Source organism: Clostridium sp. AM54-37XD (assembly GCF_003478225.1).
Taxonomy (GTDB): Bacteria; Bacillota; Clostridia; order Lachnospirales; family Lachnospiraceae; genus Coprococcus; species Coprococcus ammoniilyticus.
This window is the reverse complement of record NZ_QUEV01000004.1, coordinates 13,667-26,256: the sequence shown is the minus strand read 5'-3', so window position 1 is coordinate 26,256 and position 12,590 is coordinate 13,667. Positions and strand designations below refer to the sequence as shown.

The 12,590-nt window shown below is 42.3% G+C and carries 7 protein-coding genes and 2 pseudogenes; all 9 read left to right on the top strand.

All coding sequences use genetic code 11. The features are described 5' to 3' along the window. The first annotated feature begins 313 nt into the window (after positions 1-313). The 9 genes and pseudogenes from rpsO to folD all read left to right on the top strand — a co-directional run bounded on the left by rpsO (position 314) and on the right by folD (position 12,586). A complete protein-coding gene (gene rpsO / locus DXA07_RS04670; RefSeq protein ID WP_008400751.1) occupies positions 314-580 on the top strand; it encodes a 30S ribosomal protein S15 in 267 nt (88 codons plus the stop codon). A 217-nt stretch (positions 581-797) separates the two neighbouring features. Beyond that, a pseudogene (locus DXA07_RS04665) lies at positions 798-2,898 on the top strand (polyribonucleotide nucleotidyltransferase). Between the two features lie 24 nt (positions 2,899-2,922). Beyond that, a pseudogene (locus tag DXA07_RS04660) lies at positions 2,923-5,043 on the top strand (N,N'-diacetylchitobiose phosphorylase). Positions 5,044-5,063: 20 nt separating this feature from the next. Beyond that, on the top strand, positions 5,064-5,324 hold the full coding sequence (locus DXA07_RS13960) for a glycosyl hydrolase family 65 protein (RefSeq protein ID WP_348980745.1): 261 nt from the start codon (positions 5,064-5,066) through the stop codon (positions 5,322-5,324). 168 nt (positions 5,325-5,492) lie between these two features. Further along, positions 5,493-6,152, top strand: coding sequence for an ATP-dependent Clp protease proteolytic subunit (locus DXA07_RS04655; RefSeq protein WP_021943802.1), 660 nt, complete (start codon positions 5,493-5,495; stop codon positions 6,150-6,152). A gap of 124 nt (positions 6,153-6,276) precedes the next feature. Beyond that, positions 6,277-7,152: an undecaprenyl-diphosphate phosphatase gene (locus DXA07_RS04650; RefSeq protein WP_021943803.1), complete on the top strand. Its 876-nt coding sequence runs from the start codon at positions 6,277-6,279 to the stop codon at positions 7,150-7,152. 26 nt (positions 7,153-7,178) lie between these two features. After that, positions 7,179-9,944: a DNA translocase FtsK gene (locus DXA07_RS04645; protein WP_021943804.1), complete on the top strand. Its 2,766-nt coding sequence runs from the start codon at positions 7,179-7,181 to the stop codon at positions 9,942-9,944. 111 nt (positions 9,945-10,055) lie between these two features. After that, positions 10,056-11,726: a formate--tetrahydrofolate ligase gene (locus tag DXA07_RS04640; RefSeq protein ID WP_021943805.1), complete on the top strand. Its 1,671-nt coding sequence runs from the start codon at positions 10,056-10,058 to the stop codon at positions 11,724-11,726. A gap of 17 nt (positions 11,727-11,743) precedes the next feature. Continuing rightward, positions 11,744-12,586 (top strand): bifunctional methylenetetrahydrofolate dehydrogenase/methenyltetrahydrofolate cyclohydrolase FolD, encoded by an 843-nt coding sequence (folD, locus tag DXA07_RS04635; RefSeq protein ID WP_021943806.1) that lies wholly within the window; start codon positions 11,744-11,746, stop codon positions 12,584-12,586. Positions 12,587-12,590: the final 4 nt, after the last annotated feature.

Below are 12,590 nucleotides of genomic sequence, written 5' to 3'. Positions count from 1 at the left end.
CAGACAGCATGTTGCATTTGATGTATCTGTGTCAGATGCCGGAAGAACAGTATATTTATATTGCTCTTCATACCATCACGATGTTATTATATAGTAGTTGAAAAACAAAAAGCAACAGAAAATGCTTGTTATATAGTAGTTGAAAAACAAAAAATACGTTTTGTGCAGTAAAAACATAGAAAACCTTGATTTTAAAGTTGACACACCTTTGAAAGTGTGGTAGTCTGACAAAGGTCAGCCTGTACTTAGTTTAAGGAGTCTCCGTCCTTTTACCCAGTTCAGGCCAAGTATAATATTATGGAGGATTGTTATCATGATAACAAAAGAGCAGAAACAGGAAATCGTTGCTAAGTATGGCAAGGATGCAAATGACACAGGTTCAGCAGAAGTACAGATCGCACTTCTTACAGCAAGAATCAATGACTTAAACCAGCATTTCAAGGCTAATCCTAAGGATCACCATTCAAACCGTGGTCTGTTAAAGATGGTTGGTCAGAGAAGAAACATGCTTGCTTACTTAAAGAGCAAAGACATTGAGCGTTACAGAAAGCTGATCGAGAGCCTTGGCTTAAGAAAATAATTTCTGCATCACAGATAAGAAAGACAGGTTGTTCCAATGTACGTTGGGATGACCTGTTTTTTTTGGATTCAATCTTGTATTTGACATATGAGTATGCTAAACTTTAAGAGATTGCGGCATGGCAATTCGAGACTTCTACAAGCTGTATCTATAAGGTGCGTCTTGTAGTTGTTTCGAGCCTGCTGCGGTTAATAATAGAAAAACAGGAGAAAAGAAAATGAGCAAAGAATTCAAGACTTATTCTATGGACATTGCCGGCAAGACACTTCGTGTTGATATCGGCAGAGTAGCAGCACAGGCAAATGGCGCTGCATTTATGCATTATGGTGATACAACTGTATTATCAACAATCACTGCATCTGAGAAGCCAAGAGACGGAATCGACTTCTTCCCATTAAGCGTTGAGTATGAAGAGAAGATGTATGCAGTAGGAAAGATCCCTGGCGGATTCAACAAGAGAGAGGGAAAAGCATCTGAGAACGCAGTACTTACATCCCGTGTTATCGACCGTCCGATGCGTCCGTTATTCCCTAAGGATTACAGAAATGATGTTACATTAAATAACCTTGTTACATCTGTTGATCCTGAGTGCAGACCAGAGTTGGTTGCCATGCTTGGTTCTGCTATCGCAACTGCAATTTCAGATGTTCCATTCTGCGGACCATGTGCAATGACACAGGTTGGTATGATCGATGGAGAATTCATCATTAACCCATCTCAGAAACAGTGGGATGAGGGTGATTTGAAGCTTACAGTTGCATCTACAAGCACAAAGGTTATCATGATCGAGGCTGGTGCAAATGAGATTCCTGAAGACAAGATGATCGAAGCAATCTATAAGGCACATGATGTAAACCTTTCTATCATTGAATTCATCAACAAGATGGTAGAAGAAGTTGGTAAGCCAAAGCATGATTATGTAAGCTGCGCAATTCCGGAAGAATTATTTGCAGCTATGAAAGAGATCGTAACTCCTGCTGAGATGGAAGTCGCTGTATTTACAGATGAGAAGCAGGTAAGAGAAGAAAATATCAGACAGATCAGAGAGAAATTCGAAGAAGCATTTGCTGACAATGAAGAATGGCTTGCTCTGATCCCTGAAGCATTATATCAGTATCAGAAGAAGACAGTAAGAAAGATGATCTTAAAAGATCGTAAGAGACCGGATGGACGTGCGATCAACCAGATCAGACCACTTGCTGCAGAGGTTGATATCATCCCTAGAGTACATGGTTCTGCAATGTTCACTCGTGGACAGACACAGATCTGCGATATCGTAACACTTGCTCCATTATCAGAGATCCAGAAGATCGATGGATAGATGAGAATGTAGTATCCAAGAGATACATGCATCACTATAATTTCCCATCATATTCTGTAGGTGAGACAAAGGTATCCAGAGGACCGGGACGTCGTGAGATCGGACATGGTGCACTTGCTGAACGTGCATTACTTCCTGTATTACCATCTATAGAAGAGTTCCCATATGCGATCCGTGCCGTATCTGAGACATTTGAGTCAAATGGTTCTACTTCCATGGCATCTACTGTGCATCCTGTATGTCACTGATGGCTGCCGGTGTACCATTAAAGTCAATGGTTGCAGGTATTTCCTGTGGTCTGGTTACAGGTGATACAGATGATGATTATGTAGTATTAACAGATATTCAGGGTCTGGAAGATTTCTTCGGAGATATGGACTTCAAGGTAACAGGTACTTATAAGGGTATCACAGCAATCCAGATGGATATCAAGATCCACGGACTGACAAGACCGATTGTAGAAGAAGCTATCGCAAGAACAAGAGAAGCAAGATTATTCATTATGGATGGCGTTATGAGCAGTGCAATTCCTGCACCAAGAACACATGTTAATGAATTTGCTCCAAAGATCGTTCAGATCAAGATCGATCCTGATAAGATCGGTGAAGTAATTGGTCAGAGAGGAAAGACGATCAATACGATCATCGAGGAGACAGGCGTTAAGATCGATATCGATGATGACGGAAACGTATCTGTATGTGGCGTTGAACAGGAGAGCATGGACAAGGCTATGAACATGATCAAAATGATCGTTGAGCCACTTGTTGTTGGTGATGACTACAAGGGTAAGGTTGTTAAGATCCTTGACTGTGGCGCAATCGTTTCACTTGCACCAAACAAAGATGGTCTGATCCACATTTCAAAGCTTTCTGACAAGAGAGTTGCAAAGGTAGAAGACGTTGTAAATGTAGGCGACGACGTTGTTGTTAAGGTTATCAAGATCGACGAAAGAGCTGGACGTATCAGCCTCAGCTTAAAGGACGTAGAGAATAAATAAAAAACAAAAAATATACAGGAGGGTATGTGTGTGAAATACGGACATTTTGATGAAGCCAAAAAAGAATATGTAATAGACAGACCGGATACTCCTGCACCTTGGGCGAACTACCTTGGTTCGCCTGCCTATGGTGCGATTATCTCCAATAATGCAGGTGGTTACAGCTTTGAAAAGAGTGGTGCGAACGGAAGAATCATCCGTTACATCTTCAACAGCTTTGACCAGCCGGGAAGATATGTATACTTAAGAGATGACGATACTTCAGATTTCTGGTCAGCATCCTGGCAGCCGGTAGGCAAGAGCCTGAATGAATACAAGAGCGAGTGTCATCACGGAACTGCTTATACCAATATCATGGCAGATTATTCCGGTATCCATTCTGAGGTACTTTATTATGTACCGCTGGATAAGACACATGAGGTATGGAATGTAACTCTTACAAACAAATCCAATAAGACCAGACATCTGTCTGCGATCGGTTTCTGTGAATTTACAAACGACTGCAACTATGAGCAGGATCAGGTAAACTTACAGTATACATTATTTATTTCAAGAACCTACTACAGAGATCAGAAAATCCTTCAGGTAATCAATGAGAATGTAGTGAATGATTCAGTGGATGGAAATGCTGTAAACAAGCGTTTCTTCGGACTTGCAGGCAGTGAAGTTGCTTCTTACTGTGGAGATAAAGAAGAATTCCTTGGTATGTATCACACATATGCTGATCCGGTTGCTGTTATCAATGGTGACTGTGGTAATAAATTAAATTATAACGAGAATTCCTGTGGTGCACTTCAGACAAAGATCACACTTGAGCCGGGCGAATCAAAGACATTTTCATTTATTCTTGGCATGAAGGATGAAGCTACAGCAAATGAGATCATGAAAGCCTATGAAGATGAGAAGACCTGTGCTGCAGAGCTTCAGGAGCTGATCGATTACTGGCATGGCAAGTTAGATAACTTCCAGGTTAAGACACCGAGCGAGTCATTTAACAACATGATCAATACATGGAATTCTTATCAGTGCTTTATGACCTTTATCTGGTCAAGAGCTGCATCCTTTACATACTGTGGCCTGAGAAACGGTTATGGCTACAGAGATACCGTACAGGATATTCAGGGTATCATCCATCTTGCACCGGAAATGGCGCTGGAAAAGATTCGTTTCATGTTATCCGCTCAGGTAGATAATGGTGGCGGACTTCCGCTGGTTAAGTATACACACAACCCTGGTCATGAGGATACACCGGATGATCCATCTTATGTAAAAGAGACCGGACATCCTGCATATCGTGCAGATGATGCATTATGGTTATTCCCGACCATTTACAAATATATCGCAGAGTCAGGTAATATCGGCTTTATAGATGAGGTTATCCCATTTGCAAATAAGGATGAAGGAACTGTATACGAGCATTTGAAGAGAGCAATCGACTTCTCTATGAACCGTCTGGGTGATAATGGAATGCCTGCAGGACTTCATGCGGACTGGAACGACTGCTTAAGACTTGGCAAGCGTGGAGAATCTACATTTGTAGCAATGCAGCTTTATTATGCAATGACTGTAATTAAGTATTTTGCAGAGTTAAAAGATGATGCAGATTATATTGACTATATCAATGAGATCCAGTATAAGATGGGTAACACCATTCAGGAGAAATGCTGGGAAGATGACCGTTATATCCGTGGATATAAAGAGGGCGGTATGGTGATCGGTTCCAAGAATGATCCTGAAGCAAGCATGTGGCTGAACCCTCAGTCATGGGCAGTTATCAGCGGTCTTGCTACCAGAGAGCAGAGCGAGCTTGCACTGGAATCCGTTCACAGAGAATTAAATACACCATATGGTGTCAGACTGATGTTCCCTCCATATAAGGAGCATGCGTTTGACGGAGCGTTAATGCTTCTGTTCAATGCAGGAACAAAGGAGAATGCAGGTATCTTCTCACAGCCACAGGGCTGGATCATCCTGCTGAAGCATTGATGGGACATGGTAATCGTGCATTTGAATACTTTGACGAGAGTTCACCGGCATCTATGAATGATAAGGCCGAGGTTCGTAAGTTAGAGCCTTACTGCCATGGTCAGTTCACGGAGTCAGTTGGAAGTCCTTATGAAGGCCGTTCCCATGTTCACTGGCTGACAGGAACAGCATCTACCTGTATGGTTGGATGTGTTGAGGGTATTATGGGTATGCGTCCTGATTTCTACGGAATTAAGATCGCACCTGCAGTACCATCTGACTGGAAAGAGTTCGATATCACAAAGAACTATCGTGGCAAGAAGTTAAATATTCATGTTACAAATCCGAACGGACATGAAAGTGGCTGCCAGAGCATGACTGTAAATGGAAAGGTAATGGAAGATAACTACATTCGGTTTGATGAACTGGATGATGTAAATGAGATTACACTCGTTATGTAATTTATGAATAATTTCATATAAAGTATCAAACAATAGGCAGGAAGAAATGAAAAAATCTTCCTGCCTGTTATTTTTTTGCAAAAAAGTTATGGTTGAATGGAAAAGCAAAAATGATATTCGATTTATACAGGCGGAACATTTCTGACTATAAGAAAGGAAGTCGTTTACATGGATCAGGAATTAAAAAGACAGGACCTCATTGTAGAAAATGGTCAGATCATCATAAATGGAAACAAAGAAAAATATAATATATTGTTACTTGATATCATTGGGGAGATTGAGGGACATGTCAGTCTGCCGTCCGATACCAAGACTACAAAATATGAGCATATATTGCCGGAGCTTGCGGTTGTTCAGGATGACGAAAGCATCAAAGGTGTACTCGTATTATTAAATACAGTAGGCGGGGATGTAGAAGCAGGCCTTGCAATAGCAGAGATGCTGGCATCAATCAGCAAACCGGTTGTTACACTGGTGCTTGGAGGGAGTCATTCGATCGGTGTGCCGCTTGCGGTATCAGGTAATGTATCATTTATCGTACCGACAGCAACGATGGTTGTGCATCCTCTCAGAGTATCCGATACCGTGCTAGGTGTGAGACAAAATTACGAATATATCGAACGGATGCAGGACCGAATCATACAGTTTACGTCTTGTCATTCCAAGATCGGTGAAGATTCATTAAGATCGATCATGTTCAATACACAGGAATTATCCAAAGATATCGGTTCGGTTCTTGTTGGAAAAGAAGCGGTCGAATGCGGCATTATTGACAGGATCGGAGGAATATCGGCTGCATTAAACAAACTCTATGACTTGATAAATTGATGGAATGATAGTAAAATAGGCTGGTGGTTCGTTTTTTTTACGGCTATTGGCCGGTACATAGAAAAACGGTATAGATAGAGAAAACAATAAAACAGTGCTGGTTATACAGCGGATTGGAGCAATTATGTCACTATTAGAATCAATCATTATGGGAATCATTCAGGGAGCAACCGAGTTCCTTCCCGTCAGCAGTTCAGGACATCTCGCAATCTTTAAGAACATGTTTCATGTAAATACAGATACAGGCATCATGTTTGATATCCTGCTTCATTTTGGCACACTGGTTGCCATCTTTATTGTGTATTGGAAGGATATTGTTGAACTGATCGTAGAAGGATTTACGATTATCGGTCTTGCCTGCTGCAATGTAGGGAGATTTTTTGCAAATCTGTTTTCCAAGGAGAAGAAACCATATCGTAAGATCATTGAAACGGAATACCGTAAATTCGTAATGCTTGTTATTTTATCAACACTTGTAACTATGGTGATCGCACTTCCGTTTGAGAGTAAGATTGAAAATGCCGGAAATACTTTATTAGTTCCGGGATTTTGTCTCTGTATCACATCTGTGATTTTATTTATTGCTGATCGTGTTCAGAAGGGCAATAAAGGACCGGCAGAGGCTACATATAAGAATTCGTTATTTATCGGTCTGGCTCAGGGTATTGCAACTCTTCCCGGTATTTCCAGATCGGGCTCTACGATCACAGCAGGTCTTGCATGTGGATTCAACAGAGAATTTGCAGTAAAATATTCATTCATCATGTCGATTCCGACAATTCTTGGAGCATGTATTCTTCAGATCCCGGATCTGGCAGGTGCAAGTCTTACCGGATCAGAGATCCTGAATTATGTGATCGGTATGATCGTTGCGGGCGTTGTAGGCTTTCTTTGTATCAAAGTGATGCTGAAATCAGTAAAGAACAATAAATTCAAGGGATATTCCATTTATTGTTTATGCGCAGGTGTGATATCTGTCATTTATTATTTTGTACGTTAATTTAAGTAAGTAAGTGGGAGAAGAAAATGGCTGAAACCAGAAAGAAAAACGGGACGGCAAAACAGAACGGAACGACCAGAGCCACCGGTGGAACCGGGAAAAATGGTACGGGGAAAAAAAATAGTACAGCTAAAAGGTCAAATACAGTATCGAACCCAAATACATCAAAAAAACAGATGGAACAACAGATAGAAGAAGATAACAGGGAAGTACGTCTGGAAGTAATCCTGTTAGTCATTCTTGCTTTTTCCATATTCTTGATGATCGCTAACTTTGGCAAATGTGGAAAGGTCGGCGATGCAATATCCGGTTTCCTGTTTGGTGTGATCGGATTTGCCGAATACATATTTCCGGTATATCTTTTTATATCATCGGCATTTATTATTTCCAATCTTGGTAATAAAAAGGTTAGAAATGAAGTAATCTATATCGGTGTGGTTCTGATGATCATATCGATGATCAGCCAGATGATCTTCACAACCGATTATTTATCTGTAAAACAGTTATATCTGGATGGATATAAGGAGCATATGGGCGGTGGAATTATCTGTGGCGGTTTGTTCTTTATTTTCAGAAATACGATCGGTATCGTGGGCGTAACACTGGTAATGATCCTTGGTGCGCTTGTTATGTTTGTCCTGATCACGGGAATCTCAGTGATCGATACATTTAAGGATCTGATCAACAGCTTTTACAGGGAAGAAGAATATGAGGAACCGGAGCAGGAGTGCAGACCGGTTAAAAAGAATAAGAAAAAGTCCGGAAAGTCCGGAAACAGCCAGGTAAGGCTTGAGAACCTGAAGGTCTATGAAAGCGGTGAAAAGCAAAAGGGCAAAGCGAAGGACTTCTTTGAGAATGAGGATGAGATTCATGAAATAAATGTACCGGATGACGATTTTCTTACATTTAATAATGATGTAGAGAAGATTGTACTTCATGATGAAAGAGAAGAACAGATACCGGTATCGTTTGCGAAGAAAACGTCGGTTACAAAGAGCAGGAGAAAATCAGAACCTGCTCCTGTAGAAACGGCAGCCGGTGTTTCGTCGGCAGTTCCTATGGGTGATACACAGGAGATTCCTGTTCAGCAGACAAAAGACATCTTTGATGCAGAATTTGAGGATGAAGAAGATGTTCTTTCCGGTGCGATCAATGGAAATGAGCATCCGGAGGTTGTCAGTGTGATACCGGATGATTATGATCCGGATATGGATTCTGCGTTTTCCAGTGTGACAGGAAAGACAGAGAACTCTCAGACGGTGAAGAAGCATGCACCGGCGGCAGACAAGCCCGGACAGAAGAACTATAAAGAGGGAGCAAAGTATAAATTTCCGGGATCCAATCTTCTGGCACAGCCGCCGAAGAATCACAATGCGAACCGGGATGCACAGGTACGTTCTACAGCGATCAAGTTGAAGAATACATTGGAAAACTTTGGTGTTAATGTTACGATCACAAATTATAGCTGCGGACCGGCGGTTACCCGGTTTGAAATGCAGCCGGAGCAGGGCGTTAAGGTCAGTAAGATCCTTGGTCTTGCCGATGATATCAAGTTAAATCTTGCAGCCGCGGATATTCGTATCGAAGCTCCGATCCCCGGCAAGGCAGCGATCGGAATCGAAGTACCAAACAAAGAAAATTCAATTGTTGCATTTCGCGAACTGGTGGAATCGGATAATTTCAAGAATTCCAAATCCAACATCGCATTTGCAGTCGGTAAAGATATCAGTGGACAGGTTATTGTTACGGATATAGCCAAGATGCCGCATCTGCTGATCGCCGGCGCCACAGGCTCCGGTAAATCGGTCTGTATCAATACGCTGATAATGAGTATCTTATATAAGGCAAAACCGGAAGAAGTAAAACTGATCATGATCGATCCGAAGATGGTAGAGCTTGCCTGTTATAATGGCATTCCACATCTGCTGATCCCGGTTGTAACCGATCCGAAGAAGGCATCCGGTGCACTGAACTGGGCGGTAGAGGAAATGACCAGAAGATATCAGATGTTTGCAGAATGTGGAGTCAGAAATATACAGGGATATAATGACAAAGTAGAACAGGCACTTGCTTCCGGATCAGTAGATGATGAGAAACTTAAGAAAATGCCGACGATCGTTGTGATTGTGGACGAGCTTGCCGACCTGATGATGGTTGCTCACGGAGAAGTGGAAGACGCGATTGTCCGTTTGTCACAGCTTGCCAGAGCGGCAGGTATCCATCTGGTTATAGCAACTCAGCGTCCATCGGTAGATGTTATTACCGGTCTGATCAAGGCAAATGTTCCATCGAGAATTGCATTCGCTGTATCATCCGGTGTAGATTCCAGAACCATCTTAGATATGAATGGTGCAGAGAAGCTTCTCGGTAAGGGTGATATGTTATTTTATCCGACCGGTTATCCAAAACCGGTTCGTGTACAGGGAGCTTTTGTTTCTGATGAAGAAGTGTCAGCCGTTGTGGAGTATCTGAAGAAACAGAACGGTGTCGGAACGTATGATGATGATATATCTAAGTCTATTACACAGACCGGAGCGGCCGGTGCACCCGGTATGAGCGGTGGAAGTGAAAAGGATGATTATTTTGTAGAAGCCGGACGCTTTATCATTGATAAAGAAAAGGCCTCGATCGGAATGCTGCAGCGTGCGTTTAAGATCGGCTTTAACCGTGCGGCACGTATCATGGATCAGCTTGCAGGTGCCGGGGTTGTAGGTCCGGAGGAGGGCACAAAGGCAAGAAAGATACTTATGACGCAGGAAGAATTTGACGAATATATAGATAATAATTTATAATACAGATTCAAATGATATTTATACAGGGAAAATGCCGGTGAAGGGATATAGCGTGCATAGGCAGATTTTACCTGCTATAGGATAAAATTACACTCAGGGAGGACATATTAAATGTTAAACGACATCGAAATTGCACAGCAGGCAGAGATGAAGAATATAAAGGAGGTTGCAGCAAAGCTTGACATCAAAGAAGATGATATCGAGATGTATGGCAAATATAAAGCAAAGTTGTCAGATGAGCTGATCGCTTCCGTACAGAAAAATGAGAATGGTAAGCTGATCTTAGTTACAGCGATCAATCCGACTCCTGCAGGAGAGGGCAAGACAACGATCACAGTCGGACTTGGTGAAGCTATGGGCAGACTGAACAAGAAAGCGGTTATCGCACTTCGTGAACCATCACTTGGTCCGTGCTTTGGTATCAAGGGCGGTGCTGCCGGCGGCGGATATGCACAGGTAGTACCGATGGAGGAGCTGAATCTTCATTTTACTGGTGATTTCCATGCGATCACATCTGCAAACAATCTGCTTGCAGCAATGATGGATAACCATATTCATCAGGGAAATGCACTCGGCATTGATGTGAACCGTATCGTATTTAAAAGATGTATGGATATGAATGACCGTGCGCTGCGTCATACCGTGATCGGACTTGGAAAGCGTGTAGATGGTGTGCCAAGAGAAGATGGCTTCGTGATCACGGTTGCATCAGAGATCATGGCGATCCTTTGTCTGGCAGCGGATTTCAATGACCTGAAGGAAAGACTTGGCAGGATCATTGTTGCTTATAATTACCAGAACGAGCCTGTAACAGCAAAGGATCTGAAAGCGGTTGGTGCTATGGCTGCACTCTTAAAGGATGCCATCAAGCCGAATATGATCCAGACGTTGGAACATACACCTGCACTTGTGCATGGTGGACCATTTGCAAATATCGCACATGGCTGTAACAGTGTAATCGCAACAAAGACAGCATTAAAGCTGGCAGACTATGTAATTACAGAGGCTGGATTCGGAGCAGATCTTGGTGCAGAGAAGTTCTTTGATATCAAGTGCCGTATGAACGGACTGAAGCCGGATGCAGTTGTTCTGGTTGCGACCGTAAAGGCATTGAAGTACAACGGCGGTGTACCGAAGACAGAGCTTGGTCAGGAGAATCTGGAGGCATTAAAGAAAGGTATCGTAAACCTTGAAAAGCACATCGAGAATCTTCAGAAGTATCAGGTTCCTGTTGTCGTTACTTTAAACCGTTTCATCACAGACACAGATGCGGAACTTGCGTTTGTGGAGAAATTCTGTAAGGACAGAAACTGTGATTTCGCTCTTGCAAATGTATGGGAAAAAGGCGGCGAAGGCGGTATCGAGCTTGCAAATGCAGTATTAAATACACTTGAGAACAAAAAGAGTGATTTTAAAGTATTATATAAAGATGAGCTGTCAATTAAAGAAAAGATCTCATGCATTGCAACAGAGATCTATGGTGCAGCAAATGTAACATACAGTCCGGAAGCAGATCGTGCGATCGCTAAGATTGAAGAGATGGGATTTGGAAACTTCCCTGTATGTATGGCAAAGAATCAGTATTCACTTTCGGATGATCCAAAGAAGCTTGGAAGACCGGAAGGATTTGATATTAATATCCGTGAAGTATATGTCAGTGCAGGTGCCGGCTTTGTGGTCGCAATCACAGGTACGATTATGACAATGCCTGGTCTGCCTAAGGTGCCGGCTGCTGAAAATATCAGTGTAAATGATGATGGTGTAATTTGCGGATTATTCTAAGGAGGAATAAATCAAATATGGCTCAACTGATTGATGGAAAAGCAATATCAAAACAGATAAAAGATGAATTAAAGGAACAGGTTGCAGAGCTTTCAGCAAAAGGTGTAAAGATCTGTCTGGCAGTTATCCAGGTAGGAAATGATCCGGCATCTTCCGTATATGTCGGCAATAAGAAAAAGGCATGTGCCTATATCGGCATTGATTCTTTGTCTTATGAGCTTCCGGAAGAGACAACGGAGGAAGAACTGTTAGAACTGATCGATAAATTGAATAAGGACGATGCTGTAAATGGAATTCTGGTACAGCTTCCGGTTCCAAAACATATCGATGAGGACAAGATCATTAAAGCAATCTCACCATTAAAGGATGTTGATGGCTTCCATCCGATGAGCGTTGGAGCATTAAGTATCGGTCAGCCTGGATTTGTATCCTGTACACCGGCTGGTGTGATCCAGCTCTTAAAGCGTTCCGGAATCGAGATCGCAGGAAAAGAATGTGTCGTGATCGGCAGAAGCAATATCGTAGGCAAACCGATGGCTATGCTGTTATTACGCGAGAATGGAACGGTTACGATCTGTCATTCAAAGACAAAGGATCTGAAAGAGGTATGTAAGCGTGCAGATATTCTTGTAGTTGCGATCGGCAGACCGAAGATGATCGATGCATCCTATATCAAAGAGGGCGCAACCGTGATCGATGTCGGAATACACAGAGATGAGAATAACAAATTATGCGGCGACGTTGATTTTGAATCAGCAAGCAAGGTTGCAGGAGCAATTACTCCTGTACCGGGTGGAGTTGGTCCTATGACGATCGCAATGCTTATGCATAACTGTGTAGATTCGATCAATATAAAATAACCTG

Excerpts from the sequence above, each read along its gene's own strand:
- rpsO (WP_008400751.1), top strand. The coding sequence starts at position 314 with ATGATAACAAAAGAGCAGAAACAGGAAATCGTTGCTAAGTATGGCAAG.
- DXA07_RS13960 (WP_348980745.1), top strand. The coding sequence starts at position 5,064 with ATGGTTGGATGTGTTGAGGGTATTATGGGTATGCGTCCTGATTTCTAC.
- DXA07_RS04655 (WP_021943802.1), top strand. The coding sequence starts at position 5,493 with ATGGATCAGGAATTAAAAAGACAGGACCTCATTGTAGAAAATGGTCAG.
- DXA07_RS04650 (WP_021943803.1), top strand. The coding sequence starts at position 6,277 with ATGTCACTATTAGAATCAATCATTATGGGAATCATTCAGGGAGCAACC.
- DXA07_RS04645 (WP_021943804.1), top strand. The coding sequence starts at position 7,179 with ATGGCTGAAACCAGAAAGAAAAACGGGACGGCAAAACAGAACGGAACG.
- DXA07_RS04640 (WP_021943805.1), top strand. The coding sequence starts at position 10,056 with ATGTTAAACGACATCGAAATTGCACAGCAGGCAGAGATGAAGAATATA.
- folD (WP_021943806.1), top strand. The coding sequence starts at position 11,744 with ATGGCTCAACTGATTGATGGAAAAGCAATATCAAAACAGATAAAAGAT.